This is a genomic window from Pseudomonas cannabina, assembly GCF_900100365.1.
Classification (GTDB): Bacteria; Pseudomonadota; Gammaproteobacteria; order Pseudomonadales; family Pseudomonadaceae; genus Aquipseudomonas; species Aquipseudomonas cannabina.
The window spans coordinates 112,090-138,913 of record NZ_FNKU01000003.1; the positions used below are offsets into that span (position 1 = coordinate 112,090).

Genomic DNA, 26,824 nt, shown 5'->3' on the forward strand with positions numbered 1-26,824 from the left:
TTCTGATGAACATCAAAGAAGCATTGCCGCTGCTCGAAACCATCTTGCAACAGCAGCAAGTTATCTCCGACAAGCTACAAGAAATAATCCTGACTTTGCGGCACGAGCCCGAGCCCGTCGAACCGCAATTACGTTTCATGCTTCAGCCACTCAACGAAGGGATCGAGCAGATGAGCAAACAGCTCTAGCCGAACTTGAATCAGGGATTTTGCTGGGTGACTCAATTAACGAGAAATCATCTTCAGGCGTTTCCTGTCAGCACAACTGTTTGAGCCTTGAGACAGCAGCAGCTGAAATGAGAGCGGTTGCCGCTCAAAATGCTAGAGTAAAAGATCCTGTTTATCATGTTATTTTGAGTTGGCCATCTGACGAATTTCCAACCGATGAACAGGCTTTTGCTTCTGGTCTTCACGCCATGGAAGCTGTAGGCATGAAAGATCATCAATACGTGTTTGCGATTCATCACGATACCGATAATGTACATCTCCATATGACCGTAAACAGAGTTCATCCTGATTCGTTCAATGCTGTGTATCCAGACCGTGATTATTTTCGTCTGGATTATGCAATGCGTGAGCTGGAGTTACGTTACGGCTTGCAACACGACAATGGACCTAATGTCGTTGTTCATGAAAATGGAAAGCCTATCATTCAGTGGGCTTCCAATAAGGCAAAACAGCAGGGCAAGATTTCAACGAAGGCTGCTGACATGGAGCGTCACGCGGATCAACAAAGTCTTCACTCCTATGCTCGTGGTGAACCACGTATGCAAATTGCTAAGGAGGCGCTGATTTATTCGATTTTTCGTCCCTGCAACGCTCTGGAGGCCTTGATTTATCTGGGGGCAACAGCTGGGTTTTAGAATAAATCAGCGTCTCCCTAAGTTGCTTAAATCCGAAAAAATGACATGGCAAACACTTCATGCGCAATTAGCGAAATTTGGACTTGGTATCCGTCCTAAAGGTCGTGGTCTTGCAATCTTTGATTTTGGTGAGGTCTCATCGACAGGAATTAAAGCAAGCGACATGCACGAACAGTTGTCACTAGCGCGTCTGGTTAAACGGCTTGGTGAGTATCAAGAACGAGAGTTGCCTAAAGACTTTTTGACCGCCTCTAATTACAATAAATTTGCTAGCCCTAAGCGCGATCCTATCGAACGTCAAAATCGCCGTGAAGAGCGTGCGCAGCTTCGTAAAGCGACTCGGGCACGTTATGATGCCTATCGTGTCGCGTTTGTTACACGCCGAATTGATAAAGAGTGGGTCAAGCAACAATTTATGATGATCCGCGATCAAGCCCGCCAGCAACGGGCAGACATAAAATCACGAATCAAACATCCACTTGATCGTAAAGCATTCTACAGTATTTTGGCTTTTGAAACATTAAGGTCGCGTGAGGAACTCAAGACTAAAATTCAGTTGTTACGTCGCGAATTAAAGAGTGATCCTGCGAATAAGAGGCTTACATTCCGTGAGTGGGTAGAACGGGAGGCTTCTAACGGCGATCCTGGTGCGATTAGTCAGTTACGTGGGTTTACCTATGGCGATAGGCGCAAAGCGAATAAGGAAGGTAATGCAATCATTTTTGCAGGTGACATTGATCCTTCTTCAAGTTCAAATCTGTTTTCCGCTGGCACTGTCCGCCGTGATGGATCCGTAGTTTTTCGTAGGGCTGAAGGAGATCCGGGTTTTGTGGATCACGGAGGGAAGGTTACTTTCCCTGGAGGCCTCCTCGACGACGAACTTCTCGCCCATGCACTTGATGACACACGCGCACGGTGGGAGCGGCCTATTGAGATAAAAGGTACCCCCGAATTCATTGACGCAGCTCTTAAGGCACTCATTGAGCGTGGTTACTCCGGTGATCTTGCCGATCCAACCTTGAATGCTCGGCTCAAAGCCTTGGCTGACCAGCAGGCCGAGGCAAAGGCCAAGCCTTTAAAACGCGGGCCACGTGCATAACAAACGTTGTTATGCTGTATTCCGTATTGTAGTATTCATACGAAATCAACGGAGATAATCCTATGGACCTGAACCGATACCCGTTTGTCGCCTTGCTTGCTGCACTCGCTCTGACAGGTTGTGCTTCCAAGCAGCCTGACGTCAGCGCCCAGGCTTTAATCGATCAGCAAATCCTCGAAGCTTCTCAAAAAATCCAAGCTGCGCAGGTCGACCTGTACCAGGCTGGTGCTTTGAACAGCCGTGTGGTGATGCGGAATCCCAACACCGATTTGAACGACAAACAGTTTGTAACCATTAGCTGGCAGGGTGACGCTGTTCAGTTGCTCACTAAGCTCGCACAAGACCGCGGCGAGCGTTTTGAGTTTATGGGCTCGCGCATGCCGCTGCCAGTGAACATCGACGTCAAGGGTGTGCAGTATCAGACAGTGCTTTCCATGCTGCGCGCGCAAATCGGGTACCGTGCCGTCATTACTGAGGCACCAGGTAAGCTGGTTCTGCAGTACAACCGGCCCCAAGGCTAATAGGGGGGACTTGTATGAAACGGTTTATGTTCGCGGCTCTCCCTTTGGTGGTTTCCTTCGCCACGCATGCTGCAGAGGAGCCAATGATCGAGCCTTCGAGTAGCGATACAAAGTCCATGGTAGAAACGTCGCCTCCAGACCTAGACGCTCTGCTCAATCCACAATCCCAAGCGACTACAAAAGTAACCGATATCCGCTCTCAGCTGCTATCGGGCGTTGGTCATACAGTTGGCTTTCGCGGGGGAATGGCTGCTCGTGGTCACGAGCTGATTGACGGGCTTAAAAGTCGGGAGCCTGCTTTAGACGCTATGTACAAATTTGCCCCGATGATTGCAAAAAACGGGACCCTGCCTCCGGTTATCGTTGAAGCTCGTGACCTCGCAGCATTCACCCCGGATCAAATTCGTACCGCAAATCGCGTTTACAAGATTGAGCGTGAGGAACGCTTCGTCAGCGTCCCTCCCACCTGGCGGGACTACCTTTACGTTGGATTACCTGTTCGCCAGTCAGTGGAGCTCCCAGCTTTTGAAGCGCGGCCGCAGGATGATGCAGAAGACCAGATCTGGAAAAAGGCAGTCCGTGAAGGTTGGGCTGATGGTTACAAGCAAGCTGACGCTATTCTTGAAGCGAATTTTCATCGCCTCACTCGCGATTACACCGGCATGCACCTTTATTCAACCTTACTCCAGGCCGACATGATCACGACTACTCGTGTGGCTGAATCCCAGCAGACCGTGACCGGTGATAGTAAGCAAATGATGTTGGGCGACAAGCTTCGCAGGGTTACAGACAAGGCTAAGTTCGTTACGGATCCTGGTAAGTGGCGTCCAAGCGTCAAAAAGGATGCAGCAAAACCGAACCCTGCAGTGGCACCCACCGGAACGGTGCCGGCGCAATGATTCAACCGGTTTTCGAGCCCTTCAATTTCGAGGGTGATCTTGGTCCACACAGCTTTCGCAGATTCCTAAAATACTGCGCGGACAAGGGCGTCTCAGACGTATTGGTGCAAGGCGGCGACTATATCTGGGTGGAACTGCATGGAAGGCAGCTTCGAGCATCAGTCTCTACTGTGAAGCAGGGACAGCTCTCAGTCTTGATCGCTGCCCTGTGGTCTCCTGAGATTGAGAGCATGATAAAGCAAGGCGACGAAGGCGTTGACCGTGCTCTTGAGATCTCCGGCAGCGATATCGGCCTTGAGCGCGGTATGACACTTCGCTTCCGTACCAACTTTGTTCAAGCACGCATTGCCAACCTGGATGAAGCGTACTCGATCACCATGCGTGTGATTCCTGTCGACCTCCCCGATATCCATAAAATGGGGATCGAGCCTGACCTGTTTGAAGAGCTTTTTCCGGAATCCGGGTTGGTTGTCATCTGTGGTCCGACCGGCTCAGGAAAGTCGACCTTGCAAGCTGGTATCTATGGCCACATCGGTGTTGTGATGCCTGATCGAAAGGTCATCACATTCGATGATCCTATTGAATACGTCCTCGGTGGGCCACACTGGAAAGGGCCTCAACCCGCGCAGTCCCAAATTGGACGGGACATAAAAGACTTTCCAAAAGCAATGCGCAACGCCGTACGACGCAAGCCGAGTATCATTGGGATTGGTGAGGCTCGTGACCGTGTTTCTATCGAGGCGATGACTGAAGCCAGCTTATCCGGGCACACGTGTTACGCCACAATGCACACGGAGTCGGTAGCAGAGACTATTAACCGGGCCATTCAAACCTACCCACCTGAGCAACAATCTGGGATTGCATCGCGGCTCGCTGGTGCGTTGAGGGTTATCATCGTACAAAGGCTTCTTAAAACGACTGATGGTAAACGTGCTGCAATTCGAGAGTACCTGGTCTTTGATCGTGAGTTCAGGTCGGAAATGCAAACCCTTCCCTATAACGAGTGGGCAATGTTGATACGGACCAAGCTTGAGGAGGCCGAGGCAACTCTTGATGACAAGGCTTGGAAGCTGCTTCAGGAGGGCAGGATTCTGAAGGACGACTTTGTCGGTGTTGCGGGTATGAAGGAATTCAGAAGGCGCTCGCTGAGCGCGCAGGAGAACTAGAGATATGCCTTCGATTTGGAGAGCCGCATCTGAACCCTTGACTGCTTTGGGCATCCCGGTTTCGGCATACTTGCCTTTGTTCGGTTGGATGTACTTTCCGAGCTGGCTGACTTTCTATGTGGCCGCGGGTGTAATCATCACGTTTGGGATTTTGGCCAAGCTTGGCTGGACCTTGAGCGTTTGCTGGAACAAGTTTTTGGGTTTTTTACGTGGAGGGGTCATTTATGCTAGGCCCTGGTGGTTCCGAAAGCGTTTTCGAGATTAAAAAAAACCGCCTAATTAGGCGGTTTTTTTTATCGTAGTTGCCTGGCAGTTCGAATCACCGGCTCCTCGGTCCCCTATCCTTCATGGATGGTGAGGCTACTGCAGAGGTGGCTGAATCTACGTGGCTTGGAATCGGTGGTTCCAAGGTAATCCGGATACCAGGGTTCAGCCGGCATGAAGCCTCCTTGATCGAATCCCAATGAGCATGGGGGACGATTCCTACTGTCAGTGGCTTTTCGCTGATTGTTAATTTTGCTGGATAAGCGATCACTTTCATGTGATCCCAGCCCGGGGCCTCAATGAGCGAAGACACCAGATCCGGTCTTTGCTGCAAAAGCAAATGAGGTTTAGCCAGTTCCAGCTTACTTGGTGTAATCCCTTCTTGGGCCAGGCGTTCGTGCAGCACCGCCTGTAAGTCATCCATCATGCTCCTGGACATTCTCGCAAACGATATAAAATCGTGGTTTGGAATATCGTCAGGACGCATCATGTTGGGGTTCTGTTTTTGATCCAGTTCAACCAAAAAATCCACAACGGTAAACTGGAGTCTGTTTTTGTCCGCGTAGGCACGTGCTGCCATAAAGCCATCTTGCTTGCTTTGATAGCCGTACAGTGCTGGAAATGCGCCCGAAATCGGGGCGTCAGTCGGCACGCCGCAATCCTTGAGGGCAATTGCCCTTGGGGCTGGACCGGAATAAAAATATACGCTCGATAACTCAATAATATGTGAGTCTGGCTTATCAGTCGTGCTCACCTATGCCACCTTGTTTTGACCAACCCTGAATCAAGACCTTTTCAACCTTCTGGCGATCTCCTACGTTGCTTGCTACATCCTGCATCAAGCGTTTGCATTGCTTAGGAGTAAGCGCAAGTCTCTTGAGCGCTTCGATCCATCGCATTACCGGCCTACCTGGCTTGCCATCATGCAACATTAGACGATAAACCGAGGGTGGGGATCTCCCAATCAGAGTCGCAAATGCGTCTCGATCTTGGGGACTGTCCTGCAACCCTAAAAACTCATAAAACTCCCTGATGTCCAGCGGTGGCTGAACAGGCGACGATGCAGGGTGTTGCCGGTAAAGATGAAGCAGCATTGCAATCACAGGATCACTAATTTGCTCTGCAGACAGTTCTGGATTGGTCAGCTCCTCCCATTTGGCCTTCTGGAGTCCAAAGGCATCCGCTGCCGCAACCTTGGTCAGACCATTCTCGATCCGCCACCTTTCTAAATCTGTGCCACAGATTGGATGAATCTCATCAGTGTCGATAGACATTTGCTCCCCTCAAATGAAGCTGTAAAGCGCCTGCCTCGGCCTCTATACACGGTTCTTCCAAAACCGTGCTATTTTGAATAATATACACAATACGAAATTTAAGCAGCCACGGTCCAGCCCGAAAGCAGCTGATATGAAGCTCGTAACTTCACGGTCAGCTTTGCGGCGTAACGGGCAAAGGACTCCCTACCCACCTCCACAGAGGCAGGATCGCCCATGAGCGTTGAATCAGAAGCGTTATTGCAAGAGTTTCGCCAAGCTGTGTACGAAAAACACAGCTCGCCACAAAAGGCGATGGAATCCTCTCCGGATGGCGCCATTCGGCATCGTGCCGAGGCGTATCAGGCTTGGCTTCAGAGCAGCCAAGCTGACGGTGAAAGCTCCACAATCCCAGATACCCTACTGCGCCACTGGGTCGTTGCTGACATCACGTCCTGGCGTTCAGTAGAACCCAATTCCGCAGAAAATGCAGTCGCTGCATTACATCGTAATGTTTTTGCATACGATACATATGCAAAATTGCTAAAGGAACTGCATCAAGAGGTCTATGACCAAATAATTTCGCGTTCAGAGGTAGCTGAAACGATTAATGGCTTCAGCAACGCAGGCGAGCCAGGAGACGAACCGGCAAAAACCGATCCGAGTGTGATTCTCAGTGAGCTGCTCAAGGACATCACGTACCGTGAGCGTGCAGACGGAAGCGTCCTTTACCTTTTGAAGGAGCAGCCGATTTTCGTGGATCACGGGCAACAGATCCTCATGGAGGCGAAGGCCCAAGATGACGAGCTGGCCATTCTTGCGGCGCTACACATGGCGAAGCAAAAATTTGGCGGATCTATCGAGTTGACCGGATCGGACGAGTTCAAGCGTCGGGCTCTTGAGGTGATGATCAAGCACGATGTGCAGGTGGTGCTCAAGAATCCAGCACAAGAAGCTTTACGTCGGGAGATGATGGGGTTGCCGCCTGTTGGGGACTCAGCTCCGGGACAGGATATTGCACCGGCACCTAATTCAGCCGCCACTCAGAATCAGCCGTCTCAACCCCGATCATCTGCTACGGCAAATCCAAATGCCGCAGCCGATGCCACGATCCCGGCTGCGACTGCTGCTGAGCCAGTGAACCACTACAAAGGTGAGCTATTGGAGTTTGGCTCTGCCCCTTACCAGTTCGATATCTCAAATAGTCGCAGTTTCTACGTCACACTCAAAAACTCTGACGGTGAATCCAGGACCACTTGGGGTGTGGATCTGGAGCGAGTAATCGAAGAACTCGGCGTAGGTCGCGGCGATCAAGTCGAGCTGACGAACCTCGGTCGCAAGGACGTAACCATTGATGTGCCTGTCCGAGACAGTGCTGGGCAAATCCTTCGATACGAGGAACGTAAGACCCACCGCAATGAGTGGAGCATTGAAGTAACTGCAAAGGCACCCGCTGATGTGACCCCACCTGCCCCACTTGAGCCAGGCGAATCCGCAATCAAGGCTCATGATGGCAAATGGCTGAATGATATGGGCGTGCCTGCCGAAGCATTTGAAACACATCCGAAAATGCTTGCGATGCGTGGTGAGGACCATGCTGTTCTTCTGCTCAATGGCGTCGAGACCACTGCTGAAGGCTTTGCCACAGTCGAAAGGCTGATGGCTCAGCAAACCTATAGAGCGGCCTTCTCGGCTTCGTTTGAAGCCGAATTCGGGCGATACAACAGCCATTTCCAAAAGCAGCTTGCCGATTCTGAAGGGTACGCAATTGCAAAGGAAATGCTCGCTGACGCTGAGAGCAAATATGGTCCGATCCCATTGGCTGTGATCGACTCCGAAGCGCACATTCAGGATGCCATGGCAAAAGGCGATCTTGACGCCGTTATCGACGCTATAGATGCGTACGATCGCCAGTACCTTGCGTCACTCGAAGAACACCGCAGAGCCGTTGAAAGTAGCGATGATCGTCAGACCGATAAAGGTGGATTTTCTCAATCGGCCGAGCCCGCGGACACGCCAATTGTTGCCGTCGAAAAGGAAAGCACAAGCAGCGATCAACCTGACGCTGATACGCGCATGACTTTCACCCACAACGGTGAGCCCGCCACTATTGACCTTGAGCGATTCAATCTCCCGCAACGGCACGCTATTCAGGGCGTGCCTACATGGTGGGACGAATCGCTTAATGGCGAGTTCGATCAAGGTCACTTCGATGAATTCGTTGGCCGGAGAATGCTTACTGAGCCTCTCCGAACGCTGCAGCTTACGGATGGCGAAATTTACGACGAATACGTTGCATCACAGTTTGAAAATCGTGGTGACGATGTACGTGAAGACAATGACCGGGAGATCAAGCGCCGTTCCGAAGCCCTTAGCTCTGACAAAGACCCCTCCACCCTGGATCGATTGACCTTCATTCACAACGGTGAACCGGCAGAAATTGACCTCAGCCGGTTCTCGCAGCCTTCCAATGCAGAGTCGTCACTTCCTGCCAATTCTATTGAGTGTGGTGACCTTGGTGATCGCTCAGGTGTGCCCTTCTCTGAGCGTGAACTGAAATACGCTGAAAATCTTGTACCTGTCGAAGCTCATGCCTGGTGGGAAGTCCAGCGCGTCGCTATCGAATCTTGGGGTAAGTCTTTGGAGGAAATGGAGGCTGATCTTCAAGTCCTTGGGCCTGAGCCGAGACTCGATCAAATCATCTGGTTCGACAAGGCCGGCCGTCAAATGCCTGCGCCTGTCGATGAGGTTGAGTGGCTTGCGAAGCAGGCTTTAACAGCTTCGCAAAATGATGAATCCAATGGCTTTGTCAGTGGTGACAATAACGAGTTGCGCGGGCGCGGCGAGCTTGTTCACAAGCGCAGATGGTGTGATTGAACTCAATCCAGAGGAGGCCGATATGGCACAGTCCGATTCCAATGCTGAGAAAGAACCCAAACTCATCCTTCGTGGTGTGACCAAGCTCGCAGATGACTCATTCGACACAACTGTTCTGCTTTACCAGGGTAAAGGAGATTACCTGCAGGGTTTTGTGAAGGTCGATGGGGTCAAGCACCAGGTGCTTGCGTTCATGAATGAACGCAAACCAGACCCATCAACCGGCGAAATCAAGCCAAACTTCATCACGCTTTCAGAGCCAAGCAAATCAGGCGCTGATGATGATTCAAAATGGAACCAAATCGGCCACGGCAATGCCGTAAATCGCCGTGGCGACGGTAAAGAGGTTCACTTTGATGAGGTCCTGTTTAACGTCGGAGGTACCATTGTGAAGGCAAGGGAGACAAAACACGTCGACGAGTCGCTCCACCAAAAGCTTGGCTTTCTGGAGCCTCGCAAGGAGCGCGAGAGCCCAGCCGCCACCCCAACAGATGAAATGCCGGCCGCTGGGCCCGTAAGCAACGCAACAGCCCCGGTGTCACCCACTATAAAACGAGTACGAGCTTAATGCTCGCCCGCTTCCTGGTTACGAGAGGACCTGTAATGAAACCACTCACTCACTCGCACGCTACTGGTTGTGCTTCTTATGTGTTCCTCCATCGGCGTACAAGCAGCCACTTGCCGCAGCGGGGAAGCGGCAATGCGCGGTGGCGAAGCAGGTCTGTCTCGTGACCAGTCAGCAGCGGACTCTAACGAAACAGCTGAGAAAACCTCATCCGATATCTTGGGAAAATGCATTGGTGGTATCACCGGTATATTCGGCACGACCAGCTTCCCTGATCTCTCGGCAATCTGGCAGATGATCAAAGACAAGGTGTGCTCAATCGCGAGCTCCCAAGTGCGCGGAGTGGTGTCCCAGGTAAACGGTGAAATCAATGGTGTCATGACTCAGGTGAACGGTGCTGTGACTGACACGATCAACCAAACCGGTGTTAACAACACGGGAATGGGCACTGTGATCAGCAGCGGTGACACGAATATCAGCGGACCATCAGTACAAAACACCAGAAGCTCCAGCTCTACGGACTCTGCATTTTGGAATGACATCTGGAAGTAATAACCATGGAGGTGGCAATCATGAAACAGCTCGAGGACTTGGCTTGCCAGCAGTCAGAAGCCAAGAGACTGATCTTGGCTCTCTCACCTAATCTCATGCTCGACATTGAGCAGTACCGGATTGCACGCAATGAAGCTCTGGCATGCAACGATGACAACAACCTTCCGCTCCTGGAGGAGCTGAGTCAACGGTGGCAAACCGAAGCTATGAATTTGGCTCGTTGGTTGTCCGCTCAGTTCCCAGGTGACGAGCGGACAGCGGAGTAAATTCATGAACCGACCTCAGACCACCGCAGATCCGCTAATAAAAAACTTTTGGCCCTGTGGGCCGACCATGGACGTGGCTTGCCCAAACTGCGCAGGAACGGTGGCCACGCAGATCAGTGTTGTTCGTGAACACGACCTGCCGTTAAGGCCCGAAGACTGTGAGAACTGCTACGCCCAGTTCGAAGTTTATCCCGACGGCAAAACCGTCTTGGTATCAGCACCATCCTCAGGCCCGCGCAATGAACGTGCAATGAAGGCAATCAAGTTTTTTGAAGCCCTCACATTTGACCCTAACGGTGCCCGGGATTGGCCATTCACCACAGAGGTTGAAACTCTGGTGACAGTGGCCTGGCTACACGAGTTTGAGGACGGCACTCTACAGTTCTTAGATGCTGATCAGGAGCCGCCGCACGTCTACAGCCCGCGCTTAGATCCTGAAGCACTGGAGCGATTTTGCGAAACGAACATCGATGCGTACCGATCTTTCCATGACAAGCACGAAGCTGCACTTGATCGTCGCGAGTCCGTGCCCATGACTTCTTTCTGGTAACAGAAAAATCCGCTGCCACCAGTGAGAGGTAAGTCACATGAAAACCTTCCTGTACTGTCTTGTTGCAATATCAACGGCCTGCATGCTCACTGTTGCCTTTTTGGGCCCTACTGCCAAACGTGAGGGCGCCGAGCGTGCTAACGCAGAAATCGAAGCCTCAGTTTGTGGTGATGACGACGGCGTGGTCGCCAAAGGCTGGGAAGAGCATTGCCTGAAAAGAGCATCAAGCGACCATCCGAATTAATCGCGGTAAGTCGGTTAGCTGCACTCAAGCCCCAACCTAAAAAACTGGGGCTGAGGACATAAAGGGATGCCGCTTTGGCGTTCACCACATCTAAGGAGTTACGACATGGCCAGCCCAGCGACTGGAATGCTTCTAGCGTCAAAGAGCGGCGATATTTCGGCTGCAAAACTGATCAGTGAAACCCCTAATACTTGGGTGCTGAGAATTGAAAAACGTGAGGTGCGTGTCAGCAAGGGAGATACCCGCCAGCGTGCTTTCAGAGAAATGACTGATGCCTTGAAATGGGCAGAGGCCGATCCAGAGTTGATCCAGTATTTTGTTGAACTAAAGGCCGCAAAGGATTCCCCAAGCATTCAAGTGGAGAATTAGGGGGAATGAATATGCCCTTTACGATCACCGACCAGTTGACCAAAGGTGACATCGAGCAGGCGATCAAGCTGGCTCGTGCGAACTACAGCGAACTGATCAACAAATATGTTAAGCCCCATGGCCCCACAAGCAGCCTATGCATCGCACAGGTGGTGGCTGAGGTCCGGGAATATCTTTCAGACGCGCTGACAGGATGCTATGGAGGGTTTGCTGAAGCAGTCCTGGCGAAACGGAGATTTGGTCGGATTCGTCATCGTGCTGCGCTGCATCAAAGCAAAAGATTTTGACATAAATTACGCTGAAGATTGTGGCATAAATTACGCGGTGGTCAGTGCGTCACATCGGCGGCAAGGGATCCTCCGAGAAATGCTGGCCAAGATCCAAGCGCGTTACATCCATATAGGTTTGTCCTGCGACGTGGGTAAGGTACCTTTCTATGAGGCTCTAGGATTTAAGATCACCGGATCTGACCTGGTTCAAGTGGCCATGTGCTGGGGTGTTGATAAACCCGAGGCCATCATGGGCGCACTTAATTTCAGTAGGAATTCAGAGATCGCTGATGCAATTACAACCTTCCAGCGGGTCCACGGCACCAAGGCTGAGGGGATGATTATCAAGTTAGGCGAGATTCAGGAACGTCGGTGCGAATACGTCGATGGTTATGTAAAAAGACGATTGTCGGGCCTTTCTCATGCTGACGCATCGTAGGAAAAGCCGGCCCCGCTCATTCCTTGAGCGGGGCATTCACTTTTATGCCCGCATTTTCTTAACTTCCGGTGCAGCGTTGCCCTGCAGCACTATCGACTTTGGCGTCCACGTCGAGACGTAGTTGTCGTCGGCCTGCATCAGCTTGAGCTCTGTCATCACATCACGTGAGTCATCCCTCAGGTTTTCCAGACGACTTTGCTGCTGGAACGGTTTCCCTTTCTCTATTTTGGCCTTGGCCAGCTCTTCCCTTTCCGCAATCCGCGAATTTTCAGCGTCAGCGCGCCAAGCTTCTAACCGGTCCAAGAAATTATCAATGCGGCTGATGAAGCCTGGCAGGCTGAACTTGTCGTCGGTTCGATATACCAGGTTATCTGGTTCGTACGAATCGTTGCCTGTAACCGTGAACTGAATCTTGTTCCGGTTGCAGGAGACATCGATCTCGAACCCCCTGTAGGTGCCTACACGGATGATTGCCGCACGTTGGAAAGTGTCCTCTGCCTTGCGGTCGACGGCCACTTTCATGCTGCCCATGATTGCGCCCAGGAGCTGGTCTTTGTTGTCCTCACCATAGCTCTTTGCTGCCGTTTTGAACAAGAAGCTGGAACCTGTGCCGGCATCACGTTTGGCTATCTCGCCATTCCAACGAGCGACCGATCTGTCGGCTCTTTTGTCTGCTTCTTCAAGCCAGGTAATCCGCCTATCCAAGGCATGTTGATTTCGCTTGTAGTTGGAGAACAGCGCCTCCACTTTCTTCAAGTCAGCAGCAAGTTGGACCTGGAGAAAAATAAGCGGGTTACCGGTCGCAGCGGCCTTCATCTCTGCAGCGTTTGCAGCTTCGCTGGCCACGTCGTCAATGACACGCTGAAGGCCATCCCCTTTCCGGAACTGCTCGATGCCGGCAGCCTTGTACTCGATGGTCTGCCACATCCGGCTGTCATAGGTCTGTTTGGTGGCATAGCGCAGGATTTCGATCTCAAAACCTTCTGGATCCTGCTCATAGAACATGTTGCCCTGACGCTCGATTCGGCCGTCACGTTGCTCAAGATCGCTTGGACGCCAAGGGGCGTCGACGTGGTGTAGGGCGACCAGCCTGCGTTGTACGTTTGTACCTGCACCCATTTTCGTGGTGGAGCCAAGCAGCACCCGAACATCACCGCGATTCATTTCGTCAAAAAGCTTCGACTTTTGCAGATCCGTATTGGCTTCATGGATGAATCTTACCTGATCCGCCGGCACGCCCTTGTTGATGAGCTTCGTACGGATCTCCTCGTACACGCTGAACGATGCGTTGCCAGCCAAGATTTCGTCCATGGAGATGACCTCCCCATCGTTGTCTTCGTCAAGGGAGGCCTCTGGAGCGGTTTCCTGTCGCTTTTTTCCTTTGGGGGTGGAAAGGTCGCAGAATACCAACTGAGTGCCTTGGCGAGCATCCCACGCCTCCCAGATGCGGTGTACGTTTTCCACGCAGGCATTCACCTTGCTGCCAATGAAATCCTCAGAGTCAGGATCGATCAATCGGAAATCTAGCCCCGCCTTCCTGGCGTCGTTGGTGATCTTCAGCGGGTTGTCGATGCGCGGATCCCGTGGGAGGTGTTCCATACGGTAGATGATCGAACCTTTGTTCCAGCTCCGGATAACACCGCCGTCAGCACGATGAATTGGCTTGCCGTGATCATCCAGTACCTCGGATTGAACCCCCATGTATTGGGCTTGTTCATTGGAGCGTTCAACAATGATGTTTTGAGGTCGACCGCCTTTAACCCGAGGCACAGGAAAACGAGTTCCTCGTTCTGCGGCCTGTTGTTGCAGATCTGCCCTGGTGATGACGTCCGCAAATGTTCGGTACATCGCGTTCAGCTCAGGGACATTTTGGAATCTTGAAAATCTTGAATTGAGCCGGTAATTCACACCGGTTGCATCCAGCTCCCAGCCGGTGACCACTTGGCCGAAGGTAGAAGCCCAGGCATCGAAGTGTACGATTCCGCGCTCTTTCAGTTCGTCATACTGCATGTACCGCTGAACGGTATAAAGCTCAGCAATGGTATTGCTCAACGGCGTGCCAGTAGCAAGGAATACACCACGACCGTCGTACTTCTGCTGCAGGTACCGACATTTAACAAACAGGTCGAAGGCCTTTTCGGAACCAGTGAGGTTCCCCAGACCGGAAATCCGGCTCAGCGACGTGGTAATAAACAGGTTCTTGAATTCCTGAGCCTCATCAACAACCAGTGCGTCGACGCCCAGATCTGCAAAGGTCACTGCCTGGTCTTTAGCTCCTGTATCGGCTTTTTTCTCCAGCCGTTCCTTCATCCGCTCTTTGGCCTTTTCCATTTCCTTGATGGTGATGCGGTCCCCGCGGTCGTTCTTGAGATCTATGATTGCATTACTCAGGTCGCTAATTTGTTCCTGGAGCAATTTTTCAAGGGTGTCCTGAGGCATCCCGATCTTTTTGAACGAACTATGAGCTACCACGACAGCATCCCAATCACCCGTTGCGATACGGGCAAACAAGCGCTCGCGGTTTTCCTTTTTGAAGTCTGACTTCTCAGCAACCAGGACGTTGGCGTCTGGGTAGAGTGAGTAGATAGCGTCTTTCCATTGCAGTAACAGATGGTTGGGCACAACAAGCATCGGCTTGTTCAGAAGGCCCATACGCTTGCTTTCCATGACGGTCCCAACGCACACCAGTGTCTTGCCGGCACCGACGACGTGATCGAACAAAGCCGTTCCGTCTTGAATGCCCCGCCAGATCCCATCTTTCTGATGAGGACGCAGCGTTATGTCGAGTGATGCACCAGGTAACTGGAGGTGAGAGCCGTTGTACCGCGATGGAATATTGGTATTGAACCTGTCGTTGTAAAGCCTGGCCAGCTCCACCCGCTGCTCTTTGTCCTCCCAGATCCAGTCAACAAACGCTTGGCGTAATTCATCCGCTTTCTGGTTCGCTGCGGCGGTTTGAGTTTCGTCTACCTGCATGATGGGTTGGCCGCGATCATCTTGGCCAACCTCGGTTTTGACTTGAATTGATCGGTTGGTCAGTACCGCTTCAATCAGTTTGTTTGCCGGATATGCTTCCGTACCCCAGGTAACGCGACACGTCGTGTTGTCACCCTGACCAATATCAGCAATCCACTTTCCGAGCGCTGCCTGGTAGCTAATGCGTCTCTGCACATCACCAAGCAGGTGAACAACGAATTTATCGACGACGGTATCAGGTACCCAGGTTGAGCCCAGCTGGACAGAGATGTCGACAGGATCGATGTCTGCAGGTTGGACCGGGCGCAAGGCGTCTACGTTATGCGAAAAGCGCGGGTCTTGCTCTGCTGCCTTGATAGCACCACGAAGCTTAGCCTTCACATTCCCTGTTAAATACTGGTCCGCTGTCTCCCAACGGTCCTTCCCAGGATTGAAATAAATCAAACCCCGAAGATCAGCAATGATGTCTTCTTCGGAACGTCCGCAAAGGCGAACCATGCGTTCCAGGTCAACACGGCCGACTTGGTTCATGGACACGACTAAGGCATCTGTCGCTGAATCGACGTGCCGAACTTCCTGACGAGGCGTCATCACGCGACGGCTGAAAATTGATGCCTTATCGGCTTTTGGAGGACGAGCGGCCACCTCATGCTTGCGAGCCATATCTGCTGATATGCCCCGGTCGTAGTTGCTTTCCAGCGCATTCAACAATGGATATTCAGGATCGTCGCACATGGCCAAACGGTTAGCCTGGCTGCTGATATGGCCATGTTTTCGAATGAACCGATCGTAAAGCGTGTTGAGTCGAGTCCGGTGCAGATCGAGGTCGCTATCAATGCCCTCGGATTGTTCTGCAGCCATCAAAGTCCGTAGGGCATTCCTGACCTCGATCATGCCTTTGATTCGGTCGCCTGCACGCTCGTTTTTGGGTGTGATCAGTTGATAATCAGTCTTGGCCAACTGATCAGGAAGGCGTCGAGCGATTAGGCCAGCCTCGGTGATGAAGTAGGAGCCGACTTTCAGATTCTCAGGCAGTACCAGTTCAGACTTAGCCTCGGCAGCGTCAACCGTTTCTGAAGACGGATTAGCTTTGTAAACGTCACGTGGTAATGCTACCAACCGAGCGGAGATCTCAGCGGCCAGATCCCGACCAGGCTCCCCGATCAAATCTGCTGTGTCTCGGTGCATGTTCCGTGAAATGACCATGCGACCGACCATCTGCCCCGGGTTTTCAATGAAATACTGGTTGATGGTGATGGGGGCACCTGTCTCACGATCTCGTATATCGCCGACATTTACCCATCGCTTGTCAGTTTCCTCACCAGGCATTGCTTTCTGGAAAAACACAATGTCGGTCGTGACTTCCGTCAGCGCATTCTCTTTGAAAGCAGTGTTTGGCAACCGAATTGCGCCAAGGAAGTGGGATTGTTCAGCGATGTGCTCACGAGCTCTGCCGTTCGCTGCATCCAAAAAGTAGCGACTGACGACTACCCCCATCACTCCACCTGGCTTGAGCTTGTCGAGGGATTTGGCGAGAAAGTAGTTGTGGATGGAGTACCCGCTCAGCTCGCGGTGATGGGGATCGTAGAGTGATTGCGAGCCGAAAGGAGGGTTGGCCACGCACGCGTCAAAATAACCGCTGGGAACTACAACATCCTGCAGGCCCCGGTTGAGATAGGAAGCTGTAGGGTAAAGGTGCTTGCCTATCTCGGCTGTCAGAGGATCGAGTTCCACTGCAGTAAACTGGCTTTCCTTCCTAAGCGCTTCGGGCATCAAGCCAATGAAGTTGCCAGTGCCGGCAGCTGGTTCGAAGATTTTACCGCCAGGGAATCCAAGCCGCTGAATGCCCTCATAAATCCCTCCAATGACAGCAGCAGAGGTGTAATGGGCATCTTGAGTCGAGCGACGGGCTTTCTCAAATTCATCTTGGCTGAGAAGCGCGCCCAGTTCCTGGTACTCCTGCTGCCAAGCCGGATTACGATGGTCGAACGCCTGAGGCAACCCACCCCATCCAACATATTTGACCAGTATTGCCTGTTCTGCTGGTACAGCTGCCCGCTTCTGCTCACGTAGTCTCTGCAGTAGCTGAATCGCCTCTACGTTGTTCCGAAACTTGGCTTTTGCCCCACCAATACCCAGCGAGTCCGCCGCAGTGATCGCGTAATCGGTTGGTGTTAAAGCTCTGTGTTCACTTCCTGCAGGGCCAGCACTTCGTGCTCCGTCAGGCCGGTTTTGTGCTCCGCTGGGAGGCTGTGCAGTGCTTCCAGTTCCAAGCGTTGTTGCTCCAACACTTTCCCCAGCAGAGTCAGTTCCCCCTCGCTCTCCAGTTGCCTCAACTGCGCGGGGCTGTTCAAGGCCCAACGATCCAGAATTTTCCAAGACTGTGGGCCGAACGACGGAGACTGACGAATTGCCTTTATTGTCTCCGAGCTCAGTTCCCGGCTTGCGATTTCCAACGGTTGGGTTTGATTTGTGATCATGCTGTGCTCCTTGGTCGTCATCGATGTCGAGACCGGCTTCGAGGGTCTCTATGGCGTCTACGGTTTCTTGAAAGGCGAAATCAAAGCCCAATTGGGCTTGATCGTGGGACGGCCTTTTCCTACGCATCGTATAGCACTCCGTCTAGTTCGTATCATAGTCATTATACGAAATGCGTAACAGAGTACAATTTTTACCGGCATTTGAGGATGACCGTCCGCGAATTCATTGAGATTCTAGGAGTTGTAAGAGGCGCCGTAGCAGCAGGTCGCAGCCACATATTCCGGGTGAAGATGTAGCTGCAGTCGCTGTCCAGCAATGACCTTTCGAGCAGGTTCTAGATCTTGAGAGAGCACAATCGCAAGGTAGGCAAACAAGAGCTCACGCATCCGATTATTTTTGCTGCTCATATGGCTGATCAACCCGAGTACTGGATGGTTGAGCGGATTGCCAACCAGTGATTCGCTTTCCGCTTGCAACTGGTCCATCAGGTAAGCCAAAAGCTCCGTGTGTTCATCAGCAAATTTTCGATCAGCGCGTTGCTGCCATTCAGTGAACTCCTCAACAACACCGCTGAGTTCTGCCCAGGTGACTGATTGGTTGGGTAGAGTTTGGATCGACATTCAGTATCCTCCTGAGAGTTTAGGATTGTTTTTCTGACGACCTGCCATCTCGTCAGCTGTTTCCCCGTGCAGCGTGTAGAAATCTTTATCCCGCCAGGCTGCGCACATTTCTACGGGAAGCCCGGTGACCGACGCCATAAAGACTTCGCAATCAGCATCGTTGAAGACGATCTTTGTGCCGTTGAGCTTGATGAAACCCGGATATGCCTTTTGGTCTGCCTCCACAACGTCTGCGGGAACCGCATCCGAGACAAGCCCAATGAGACTGATATACCTCCAGTGAGCATCATCCAAAGCTTTAAGCTGAAACGGAGTAGCTTTCGTTAATTTTGCAGCAAATTCGGCTGGTTTCATGGCTTGGCTCCTGATGGATTTACCGCGGTTTGATTTGGTTTGGGAGATTGGTACGAATGATGGGTGCGAGCGTGCGGTTGTAATCCGCCCGGATAGCCGCAAGCTCCGCGAGATCCCCCTCACCGGCTTGCCGGCGATTCATTTTGGATTGCACAAGATCAAGGGTCAGTTCGAAGGAGGATCGCTCGGCCTGCGTCCAGGCTCTCGACCGCTCAGTGTCCACATGTACTCGGCCTTGGACTGGGGTTTGCTGCCAACCACTCGCTGTACGTGTGTTGTCGTAGATGTCTGTGCCGCTTCGGTTCGTCACGTGCATTCGGTCGACCAAATTGGCGGTTTCCAGACGATCAACAGTGAGGGGCAGCCCTACAAAGGCCAGGTCGTGGTTGATTCGATTGGACCAACGCCCAAAGCCATTGGCCTCGTGCTGCAACTCGTACCGATGGTGAATGCTTAGACGGCTCACCAGGTCATTAACGGCCAACACACGAGCATCGATCCGGTACCCTGCTGATTGCAGCTTGCTGCAGAGCTTGGCCAGGCTGTCTGGATCGCGCATCGTTCCATCTATGACCAGGTTCCTGCGCTCTTTAATGGCCAGGTTTGTGAGTTTCACAGCCCAGCCTGCAGCATCACGATGAGTAAGATCCGCTGCGTCACGGTCGTTTTCACGCATCAGCTTGAGTAGGTGGGGGTGATACTTGCGCAGCTCGTCAGCGTCAATCTTGATTGAATTGCCACCCAGTTCAGTCGTTGCATAACTGCTGAGGGCCGCTTTCCCCGCCCCGGGTTGCCCCCCGAGGATGATTGCAACTGGTTGCTGCACCGGTTTGCTGAGCATCAAAGCGTGCTGGGCAATGTCTTCAAAAATAAGCTGATGCTCTTCGGCCTCAAGCCTGAACTGTGATTGATCGTCTTTAGGGAAAGTCTGCTGATGCCTTTCGCCGGATCTGATGCCATTAGCCACGGCGAGAGCCTCGACACGAAGCTCATGAATGGAAAGGGACTTGTCGTCAACAAGGCCCGTGGCCTTGAGTACCTGCTGCAACGCTGCACGGGTCCTGTCCCAGGCCTTTCCTAAAAACGTCCGCTCTTCTTCCGCCACGAACGCGAAGACTTCTTCTGCACGGTGCAGCTCGCTTCTATCGTGGTAGTTATTATCAACCTCTGCCCAAATATGGCTCAGCGTTGGTTCATTGCGCGTTTCAAGAACGCGATCCAGGAGCGCCCTCTTTTCTTCGGGATTGAAGGTGTTGAGCCCATAATGCCCGAGGAGCTCGTGGCGCAAGGTTCTGAGGACGGCCCCTTCGTCACCCATATTGGAAGCGACAATGGTGAAGATGGCGTTTTTTGGGTGGTAGGCACCGTCGATTCGGACTCCGGTTTTTTCTCGGGATAATTCTGGTCCATAAATGTCCTCCTGCTTCGCAACGACGATAGCTCTCAGTTGAATATTTCCATTGTAGTTGTCCAAAAAGCGATCAACCACGTGTTGCACCAGTTCAACGCTTAAACCCCTGCTCTGATCGTCCATGGTCAGTCCCTTAAATCTTAGCCCGTACCTGGGCGCCGTAGTTCGCGATTACACGACGTATGGTGTCGACGTCATCTATGGATATTTTGCTACGCTCCAGCACGAGCTCAGCCTGCTCCTGACGCAATTTTGAGAGAACCACAAGGTCAGGCTCAGCCTTAGACCTCTCCTCGTGGATTGCTTGTGATCGTGCCGCGAGTGCGTTCCCGATGGTTTCCATCGCGCATTCGTATTCTGCAACCTGCTGGCTGGTCAATGGACCTGGCATCAGAGAGCCCTCATGCTGTCGTTTGAAAGTTTGGTAAAGCAGAGCAATCCCTGCTGCAAGAAACAGTGCTGCATGAACCAGCTCGCCCGGGACGTCGAACCCGTGGTGAACTGCAAGCACTGCGTAAGAAAGCCCAATGATCGAGCTGCCAATCGCCACGCAGGTACGCCAAATCCGCTGCTTAAGCATCAGCATCGCCCTGCTTATCTTTGACCAAGGTTAGGGTATAGGCTTCATTCATCACCGCCATCAGATTTTCGGCAGTTTCAGGACTCTGGCAACGGAACAGCACAAGAGCGCCGAGAATCTTCATAGCCCGGTCGATGTGAGCCGGAACAACAAGGTCGAGTGGTTCGATGTTGTAAATGTTCGCAAAGGCCACCCCTTCCGTTCCTGTGATGCTTAGGGAGGCGCTGATTTATTCGATTTTTCGTCCCTGCAACGCTCTGGAGGCCTTGATTTATCTGGGGGCAACAGCTGGGTTTTAGAATAAATCAGCGTCTCCTTAGCGTTCTGTCAATGGACGCCGAGACAGCGGGTGGTAATGAAGCTTTGTTCTCATCATCGACCATCATCAACGACACAATGAAGGGTACTCTTTGACCTTTACCATTCGCGGCGTAATACGCAGGGACAAACTTCATCTGATCTTCGTTGAACATTATTTTTTCTCCCAACGGTTCACATCAAGCGCGAGGAATGGATCTTTCATGCCGCTTTGTTCATCAAGCGAACCGAATGCCGCAATGTTCTTGGCGCGCTCTTTAAGCCAGCTATCAAATATTGATTGGGCTTGTGAGTCAGTAACCTTTACGAGCTTTCCATTTTTAGAGAAGAAAACCGGCATCCTGAATGTTTTGCTGTTGTCGACCGAAATTGCAACCTCAAACCAGGTGTTTTGGCCATCAGCGACTTTGAAAAATTCAGCGTGCATTCCCTGAATCAGCAGCCGTTGCACGCCTTCCTGCTCATGCTGATTTTTCGACTGATCGCACCCAGCAACAAGGATTGCAAGCAACAGAGGTAACAAACGTATAAACATGTATTGCTCCTTTCTTTCTCACCAACCAGGCGGTGAGTTTGGGTGCGTGATCGAGGCATCAAGTATCGGCGATGACTCAGGGCTCAATCCCCAGGCGTAATATCCAAGCCCAGAGAAATAGTAAACGGGAGTATTATTGATAGTTCCAATAACCTCTGCGTAGTCTTCAAAAGCATTCATGACGTCCGACATTCGGAGATCGGGACTGCCGAATGACGTGCGCAAAACCTCTTCAGGGCTTGCTGTGAGTCCAGATCCTGCCGTTCCACCCATAACTGACAAGACCCGCAGCCGTGTCCATTCCAGACTGGGCATTCGTTTCATATGGCCAAGGACAAATGCTCTGAACTCATCCAGAAAAGGTGCCAAGCTGAGGTCGTGCGCAATAGCATTCTCAATCTGAGGCACGGTCAGCTCCCCCTCTTTTCAAACTCAAACTCAACCTTCCAAGCTTCACGGTTGAGCTTGAGTTTTGCGGAAAAAGCACTTTTGTTTTTGGGACTGACAAAACCGCTGAGTTTTTCAGTAATTCCATCTGTGAGGAGTGCTTTGAGTTCAGCATCATTCAAAGCCCTGCCTAACAACTCAGAAAACATTTTGAATTTGCACGATGGACATTCAAGTGTCTTCCCTGTGGCTTCAAGAATGCCCGGGCATCGAGGGCAGCTAAGCGGGGCGAGTAAGATTTGCTCCTTGGAGGATGTCTCGCTCTTGGATGTACTAGTACCAGAATTTTCAAAGAGAGGCTTGGTCTTGCCCGTGGTACGATCTAATGAAAGGCGTGCAGAAAATTTCGTTTTTTTCTCACGGCCAATTAAGTTCTGAAGTAATCGTGTCTCACCCTTCTTAAGGAAGGTCTGAAAAAGCCTTTTCTTCAAAAGTCGAAGCCAGTAAATACAGGCGCTCCAGCCCGGTTCCTCTCCAAAAAAATGGGCTTTTTCAGAGGATACTTAAGTAATGCTTCAATATCTTTTGCTCCAAGCAGCTTGCCGAACGCTTCATGCCAGAGGACAAATTTGCATTGGCTGCAAGTAGTTCGTTTCCCTTTATTCTGTAGCTCGCCAGAGCAATTCGGGCAAGGAATTTGCTCCCCTGGTGAAGGTGGAAGATCTGCCATTTCAGCGACTTTAGCCACCTCAACAACTTCCCTAAGGAGGCGCTGATTTATTCGATTTTTCGTCCCTGCAACGCTCTGGAGGCCTTGATTTATCTGGGGGCAACAGCTGGGTTTTAGAATAAATCAGCGTCTCCCTAAGAGGGTGTAGACAAAATCATGTAGTGAGTCGGCGCGCGAGTATTCGAGCCTCGGCCAACCAAACCCATGCCTCGCTTACCGCAAAAAGGCGATCATGATGCATGATCAGTCGCCGAGCTCTCTCATTCCAGGCATGAGTTCGCTCCACTACCCATCGCTTGGGCATGACCACAAATCCAGTCTGAACAGGCTCCACGGAAAATAGATCGCCTTGTTCAGAGTGCCATTGCCCTGTTCTTCTGTTATTCGGGCCACGGATCACTTGAACATCGATAGCGTGCAGTTGATGGGTGCGCTGTGCCCATTTTCCTGCGTACGCACTATCAACAAAAAGCGTGCTCAGTGACGGATATTTTTCCTTCGAGTACGCCACCGCATCATCCGCCGCGTCACGATCCTGCACGCTTGCAGCACTGATACTGACAGCCAGCAGCAGGCCCAATGTATCGACAATCAGACTTCGTTTACGCCCCTTCACTTTTTTGCCTGCGTCGTAGCCGCTGTCACCGCCTTGAGGAGAACTGCGGGTCGACTGTGAATCCAGGATCGCTGCTGACGGGCTGTCAGCGCGTTCTTCCCGCTCACGCCATTGAGCTCGCAAGCGATCATGCATTTGCTCGAACTTGCCTTGAGCGCTCCACCGGCGGAACGTTTTGTAGACATTGTCCCAATGAGGAAAATCGCGGGGTAGCATTCGCCATGAGCACCCCGTGCGTACGACATAGCAACAGGCTTCCAGCAACGTGCGCCGAGAGTGAAGCGGTGGCACTCCTCGTCCGCCCTGGCTTTCAAACAGGTCGGCGACCAGTGCCCACTCGGTATCTGTCAAGCAACTCGGATATAGCTGCTCCGGCAGTTGGCGGCGGTGGGTTTCATTGTAGCCATAGGCTTTATTAGGTTCAGGTGACTGAAAACTTCCCTTGGCCCGCTGCTTTACACGCGTAATCCCTGCCATTTTCAACGCTTTTGCAAAGGTGTCGGGATGCGCAGTGATACCGGTTTCGGCGAAGAATACGAGCGCCAATTCGGCCTGGCTGGAATAGGGCTGTGCATGAGCGAGTTTCACCAGCACGGGATAGTGCTCGGCGGCAATCGAGCGAGGACGTCCGGTTTTAGGCATGGCTTGAGGGCTATTCAGACAAGGGAGTGAAAGTTTAATTTATTTTGTCTACACCCTCTAAGGAGACGCTGAACAATTAACCCGTTCGCACCGTCCCCATTTCCAAGCCGGTTTTTTTCAACCTGCCGGCCTTATTTTACGTTTCTCGAGCAGATTTCTGCCCTCATTTTGCTGAAAGGCGGGCCAGTCCCGCCTTTCAGACGGATTTATCCTGCCGTCTGTTGTAAATACCGCTTGGCCAGCATCAGATTGGCCAACCCAAACAAACTGAACAACTGCGCTGTATTCTTTTCCAGCCCACGGTAGCGAACCTTGCGATGATTGAAGCGCACCTTGATTACCTGGAAGGGGTGCTCGACCTTGGCACGCAGTTGCGCCTTGATGCATAGGAATTTCAAAATGCCTATGCATCAAGCTGACGCTTGGAAGGAGGCGTCATGCCTTCATAGCGATGTGTAGGAAGACGCTGATGCGTTACTTATGCAGTGAAAATCCCTATAAATCAGCGTTAATGCAGGTTATTTCACCGCGAAGCCTAGGTGCGGACGCACCTTCCCCCTGTCAGGGCTTCACGTACCTCATCTGCGCGATCGCCTGAGCGTTGAGGACCAGTCCCTGTACCGTCAGCCCGCTGATTGCCGCCGTGTATACCATCCGCGCGCCACACAGCACGCAACGGAACGGATCGACGTTTAGAAAGGCTTTGGCCATCTGCACAAAATACAGCTTCGGTGTCGGTCCTGGCGTCGCCATCTTCAATGCTTCATACACCTTCGGCAGGTATTTCCCACACACCCGATTGGCCAGAAAACCAAAATACCGGATCATCCGGAAATGCTTTTCCGGGATGTGCTGCACCACCCGGCGCAGCATGTCGGCCTGGCTCAGCGTTTCCTGCTGATAGGTCTGTGTGCGGTGATCCAGGTAGGTGAAGCTCAACGTGGCCCCGTTGGTGTAATGCGCCAGACGACTGCCCGAGATCGGCGGTTTTTTCAGGTAGCGGCCCAGGTAATTGACGGTCTTTCGGCCGTTTTCCGTCTTCTTCGACAAGTGGATGTGCCAGTGCTGGCCGCCAGCGGTCAGTATCAGACGGTGCCAGTCGTTTTCACAGTGGATGTGGGCCAGCGGCGGCGGCATCGTCAGTTGCGAAAGCGGCTGTCCCAGCAGGTAATCGCGCACCAGCCACATCCAGCGCCGCCGCAGGGCCTCTTTGTGGAACGACAGATTTTTCCAGACGCCCTGCTCATCCAGGCCGCCCGCGGTCACCGACAGGTGGACGTGGGGATGCCAGTTGAGCCGCCGTCCATAGGTGTGCAGCGCCCCGAAAATCCCGACGCGCAAACCGCGCCGCTTGGCGGTGTAGATCAGGTTATCGGCCGCCAGACGAAACAGCGCATCAAGCAGCCAGCGGTTGTAGAAGAACAGGGACCACAGCGTGTCGGGCAGCGTGAACACCAGATGCTGCCAGGGGCAGTCGGGCAGACGGTTGTTTTGCACGGCGATCCACTGGTCGGTGGCCTTTTTGCCGCAGGAAGGACAGGCCCGGCAATGGCAGGTGTTGCACAGGTATTTGACGTGCGGGCAGCTGTCGTTGCCGCAGGTGTAGTGTTTGACGCCCAGTATCGAGGTGCCGCAGGCGAGCATTTTGCTGATCGACTCCACTTCGATTTGGCGCAGACCGCCGGCCTCCAGCAAATCTGCCCAGCAGCCGTTGGCCGTGAAGAGGTTTTTGAGCGGTCGAGGTTTGTAAGCAGGCGGTGCAGAGGCCACGTCAGCAGGGCGGCTCCTCATCGTGGTGAATGACGGCGGTGATGGCGAATCCGCCTGGCCCTTCTCTCATCGAAACGCTTACGCAAGAAGCGTCGGGAAACATGTCGTTCAGATACGTTGTCTGGCAGCAACTACAAAGATCGACATCACCCAAAGGATCGATATCGAAGAAAAAGTCGGTATCGGGAACGAAGGTGGTATGCCCGGCGCGTTGGAGACGGGTCTGCTTTGCCTTGGCTTTTGCCCGGCTCGCCCGTTTACGTTTTTTGGTCTCTGACGCCATGTGTAAGCCTGTGCTGAGGAGGGATCGACTCGATTTCGGCTATGATAACCGATTTCAAAATCCCACAATTTGCAGCCGCAGGCTGCCCAGTTCGCATATTCAATTTTGCGCTTGACCCGATACAGCACGCTGCCTTCGCCGTGCTGCTTGTAACTGCTTGGCCGTTCTGCAATCGACCAGATAACGTCCCGTTCAGCATGCTCCGGTCGCTTGGCCGCACCGGTGTATCCAGCGTCACCCGAAACATAGGTTTCGTCACCGTGAAGCAACTGGCCAACCTGGGTGACATCCGCCACGTTAGCGGCCGTCCCTACTACGCTGTGCACCAGCCCCGACGTGGCGTCTACACCAATGTGGGCCTTCATCCCAAAGTGCCATTGATTGCCTTTCCTGGCCTGATGCATCTCAGGATCACGCTTGCCTTCTCGGTTCTTGACCGAGGGCGGCGCGGCGATCAGAGTAGCGTCGACGATAGTGCCTTCCTTGAGCAGCAGCCCCCGGCTGGCCAGATGCTGGTTAATCGTTTCAAACAGCAGCCGGGTTAGCTGATGGACTTCCAGCAAGCGGCGAAAACGCAGCAAGGTGGTGGCATCCGGTGCAGACTCGCGACCCAGGTCGATACCCATAAAACCGCGGATGGCCTGGCTGTCGTAGACGGCATCTTCGCAACCTTCATCGGAGAAACCGAAACACTGCTGCACGACGTACATGCGCAACATGCGCGACACCCCTATCGCAGGGCGTCCGCGCTTGCCTGCGGTGTTGCTATAAAACGGCGCCACTTGCGCCTCCAGCAGGGCCCAGGGCACCAACTGTTCAAGGTCAGCCAGGAAGCGATCTCGGCGAGTCTGCTTTTTCTTGCCGGTATATTCGAGTTCGGAGAAGGTCTTCTGCACGCGCGTAACGCTCACGGAGAGGGAGGCTGT

The 26,824-nt window shown here is 52.6% G+C and carries 31 protein-coding genes and 2 pseudogenes; 16 read left to right on the forward strand and 17 right to left on the reverse strand.

The window, feature by feature from the left end:
* Positions 1-5: 5 nt before the first annotated feature.
* The 7 genes from BLT55_RS28960 (at position 6) to icmT (ending at position 4,812) form a co-directional block, all read left to right on the forward strand.
* Positions 6-188, forward strand: a complete 183-nt coding sequence (locus BLT55_RS28960) for a hypothetical protein (protein ID WP_055002160.1) — start codon at positions 6-8, stop codon at positions 186-188.
* A 20-nt stretch (positions 189-208) separates the two neighbouring features.
* The gene (locus tag BLT55_RS28965) at positions 209-862 is read left to right on the forward strand and encodes a relaxase/mobilization nuclease domain-containing protein (protein ID WP_074801813.1); all 654 of its coding nucleotides are present in this window, start codon (positions 209-211) and stop codon (positions 860-862) included.
* 22 nt (positions 863-884) lie between these two features.
* Positions 885-1,961, forward strand: coding sequence for an LPD7 domain-containing protein (locus tag BLT55_RS28970; RefSeq protein ID WP_208601294.1), 1,077 nt, complete (start codon positions 885-887; stop codon positions 1,959-1,961).
* A gap of 62 nt (positions 1,962-2,023) precedes the next feature.
* A complete protein-coding gene (locus BLT55_RS28975) occupies positions 2,024-2,482 on the forward strand; it encodes a DotD/TraH family lipoprotein (RefSeq protein WP_055002162.1) in 459 nt (152 codons plus the stop codon).
* A 14-nt stretch (positions 2,483-2,496) separates the two neighbouring features.
* Complete coding sequence (locus BLT55_RS28980) at positions 2,497-3,381, forward strand: type IV secretory system conjugative DNA transfer family protein (RefSeq protein ID WP_055002163.1); 885 nt, start codon at positions 2,497-2,499, stop codon at positions 3,379-3,381.
* Complete coding sequence (gene traJ, locus BLT55_RS28985) at positions 3,378-4,547, forward strand: plasmid transfer ATPase TraJ (RefSeq protein ID WP_055002164.1); 1,170 nt, start codon at positions 3,378-3,380, stop codon at positions 4,545-4,547. Before BLT55_RS28980 ends, traJ begins: the two co-directional genes overlap by 4 nt.
* 4 nt (positions 4,548-4,551) lie before the next feature.
* Positions 4,552-4,812, forward strand: a complete 261-nt coding sequence (gene icmT, locus BLT55_RS33790) for an IcmT/TraK family protein (protein ID WP_055002165.1) — start codon at positions 4,552-4,554, stop codon at positions 4,810-4,812.
* Positions 4,813-4,866: 54 nt separating this feature from the next.
* On the opposite strand, the gene BLT55_RS28995 is transcribed toward icmT, so the two are convergent.
* Complete coding sequence (locus tag BLT55_RS28995) at positions 4,867-5,565, reverse strand: hypothetical protein (RefSeq protein ID WP_174518651.1); 699 nt, start codon at positions 5,563-5,565, stop codon at positions 4,867-4,869.
* Positions 5,552-6,085 (reverse strand): hypothetical protein, encoded by a 534-nt coding sequence (locus BLT55_RS29000; protein WP_055002166.1) that lies wholly within the window; start codon positions 6,083-6,085, stop codon positions 5,552-5,554. The genes BLT55_RS28995 and BLT55_RS29000 overlap by 14 nt, the downstream gene beginning before the upstream one ends.
* A gap of 216 nt (positions 6,086-6,301) precedes the next feature.
* On the opposite strand from BLT55_RS29000, the gene BLT55_RS29005 reads away from it, so the two are divergent.
* The 9 genes from BLT55_RS29005 to BLT55_RS29040 all read left to right on the forward strand — a co-directional run bounded on the left by BLT55_RS29005 (position 6,302) and on the right by BLT55_RS29040 (position 12,195).
* Positions 6,302-8,941: an LPD7 domain-containing protein gene (locus BLT55_RS29005; RefSeq protein ID WP_055002167.1), complete on the forward strand. Its 2,640-nt coding sequence runs from the start codon at positions 6,302-6,304 to the stop codon at positions 8,939-8,941.
* Positions 8,934-9,509, forward strand: a complete 576-nt coding sequence (locus BLT55_RS29010; RefSeq protein ID WP_139206496.1) for a hypothetical protein — start codon at positions 8,934-8,936, stop codon at positions 9,507-9,509. Before BLT55_RS29005 ends, BLT55_RS29010 begins: the two co-directional genes overlap by 8 nt.
* Positions 9,510-9,641: 132 nt before the next feature.
* Positions 9,642-10,058 carry a hypothetical protein gene (locus BLT55_RS29015; RefSeq protein WP_223862788.1) on the forward strand — a complete coding sequence of 139 codons (417 nt, stop codon included), beginning with the start codon at positions 9,642-9,644 and terminating at the stop codon, positions 10,056-10,058.
* 20 nt (positions 10,059-10,078) lie between these two features.
* Positions 10,079-10,324 carry a hypothetical protein gene (locus BLT55_RS29020; RefSeq protein WP_139206498.1) on the forward strand — a complete coding sequence of 82 codons (246 nt, stop codon included), beginning with the start codon at positions 10,079-10,081 and terminating at the stop codon, positions 10,322-10,324.
* A 4-nt stretch (positions 10,325-10,328) separates the two neighbouring features.
* Positions 10,329-10,874, forward strand: a complete 546-nt coding sequence (locus BLT55_RS33070) for a hypothetical protein (RefSeq protein ID WP_139206500.1) — start codon at positions 10,329-10,331, stop codon at positions 10,872-10,874.
* Positions 10,875-10,911: 37 nt separating this feature from the next.
* The gene (locus tag BLT55_RS33075) at positions 10,912-11,118 is read left to right on the forward strand and encodes a hypothetical protein (RefSeq protein WP_139206503.1); all 207 of its coding nucleotides are present in this window, start codon (positions 10,912-10,914) and stop codon (positions 11,116-11,118) included.
* A 105-nt stretch (positions 11,119-11,223) separates the two neighbouring features.
* Positions 11,224-11,487, forward strand: coding sequence for a hypothetical protein (locus BLT55_RS29030; RefSeq protein WP_055002171.1), 264 nt, complete (start codon positions 11,224-11,226; stop codon positions 11,485-11,487).
* 11 nt (positions 11,488-11,498) lie between these two features.
* A complete protein-coding gene (locus BLT55_RS29035) occupies positions 11,499-11,774 on the forward strand; it encodes a hypothetical protein (RefSeq protein ID WP_139206504.1) in 276 nt (91 codons plus the stop codon).
* A 79-nt stretch (positions 11,775-11,853) separates the two neighbouring features.
* Positions 11,854-12,195: a hypothetical protein gene (locus BLT55_RS29040; protein ID WP_074801820.1), complete on the forward strand. Its 342-nt coding sequence runs from the start codon at positions 11,854-11,856 to the stop codon at positions 12,193-12,195.
* 42 nt (positions 12,196-12,237) lie between these two features.
* Here BLT55_RS29040 and BLT55_RS29045 read toward each other — a convergent pair whose 3' ends face one another.
* The 15 genes and pseudogenes from BLT55_RS29045 to BLT55_RS29110 all read right to left on the reverse strand — a co-directional run.
* A complete protein-coding gene (locus BLT55_RS29045) occupies positions 12,238-17,172 on the reverse strand; it encodes an Eco57I restriction-modification methylase domain-containing protein (protein ID WP_223862789.1) in 4,935 nt (1,644 codons plus the stop codon).
* A 173-nt stretch (positions 17,173-17,345) separates the two neighbouring features.
* The gene (locus BLT55_RS33795) at positions 17,346-17,651 is read right to left on the reverse strand and encodes a hypothetical protein (RefSeq protein WP_208601295.1); all 306 of its coding nucleotides are present in this window, start codon (positions 17,649-17,651) and stop codon (positions 17,346-17,348) included.
* Positions 17,652-17,885: 234 nt separating this feature from the next.
* Positions 17,886-18,272 (reverse strand): hypothetical protein, encoded by a 387-nt coding sequence (locus tag BLT55_RS29050; protein ID WP_055002174.1) that lies wholly within the window; start codon positions 18,270-18,272, stop codon positions 17,886-17,888.
* Entirely contained in the window at positions 18,273-18,626 is a 354-nt protein-coding gene (locus tag BLT55_RS29055; RefSeq protein WP_055002175.1) for a hypothetical protein, read from the reverse strand. It lies immediately after the preceding gene.
* Positions 18,627-18,645: 19 nt separating this feature from the next.
* The gene (locus BLT55_RS29060) at positions 18,646-20,160 is read right to left on the reverse strand and encodes a zeta toxin family protein (RefSeq protein WP_055002176.1); all 1,515 of its coding nucleotides are present in this window, start codon (positions 20,158-20,160) and stop codon (positions 18,646-18,648) included.
* A 10-nt stretch (positions 20,161-20,170) separates the two neighbouring features.
* Positions 20,171-20,623: a hypothetical protein gene (locus tag BLT55_RS33800; protein ID WP_208601296.1), complete on the reverse strand. Its 453-nt coding sequence runs from the start codon at positions 20,621-20,623 to the stop codon at positions 20,171-20,173.
* Positions 20,610-20,810 carry a hypothetical protein gene (locus BLT55_RS29070; RefSeq protein WP_169790208.1) on the reverse strand — a complete coding sequence of 67 codons (201 nt, stop codon included), beginning with the start codon at positions 20,808-20,810 and terminating at the stop codon, positions 20,610-20,612. Before BLT55_RS29070 ends, BLT55_RS33800 begins: the two co-directional genes overlap by 14 nt.
* Positions 20,811-21,089: 279 nt before the next feature.
* Positions 21,090-21,470: a hypothetical protein gene (locus BLT55_RS29075; RefSeq protein WP_055002177.1), complete on the reverse strand. Its 381-nt coding sequence runs from the start codon at positions 21,468-21,470 to the stop codon at positions 21,090-21,092.
* A gap of 18 nt (positions 21,471-21,488) precedes the next feature.
* Complete coding sequence (locus BLT55_RS33085; RefSeq protein WP_139206506.1) at positions 21,489-21,878, reverse strand: hypothetical protein; 390 nt, start codon at positions 21,876-21,878, stop codon at positions 21,489-21,491.
* A gap of 2 nt (positions 21,879-21,880) precedes the next feature.
* A complete protein-coding gene (locus BLT55_RS29080; protein WP_055002178.1) occupies positions 21,881-22,348 on the reverse strand; it encodes a topoisomerase C-terminal repeat-containing protein in 468 nt (155 codons plus the stop codon).
* Positions 22,345-22,605 (reverse strand): hypothetical protein, encoded by a 261-nt coding sequence (locus tag BLT55_RS33090; RefSeq protein ID WP_139206508.1) that lies wholly within the window; start codon positions 22,603-22,605, stop codon positions 22,345-22,347. Before BLT55_RS33090 ends, BLT55_RS29080 begins: the two co-directional genes overlap by 4 nt.
* A gap of 136 nt (positions 22,606-22,741) precedes the next feature.
* The gene (locus tag BLT55_RS29085) at positions 22,742-23,845 is read right to left on the reverse strand and encodes an IS5-like element ISPsy19 family transposase (RefSeq protein WP_004663854.1); all 1,104 of its coding nucleotides are present in this window, start codon (positions 23,843-23,845) and stop codon (positions 22,742-22,744) included.
* A gap of 206 nt (positions 23,846-24,051) precedes the next feature.
* Positions 24,052-24,225, reverse strand: a pseudogene (locus BLT55_RS29090) (transposase); the annotation flags it as partial.
* Between the two features lie 181 nt (positions 24,226-24,406).
* Positions 24,407-25,636, reverse strand: a complete 1,230-nt coding sequence (locus BLT55_RS29100) for an IS91 family transposase (RefSeq protein WP_074801690.1) — start codon at positions 25,634-25,636, stop codon at positions 24,407-24,409.
* Between the two features lie 354 nt (positions 25,637-25,990).
* A pseudogene (locus BLT55_RS29110) lies at positions 25,991-26,794 on the reverse strand (IS5 family transposase); the annotation flags it as partial.
* Between the last annotated feature and the right edge of the window lie 30 nt (positions 26,795-26,824).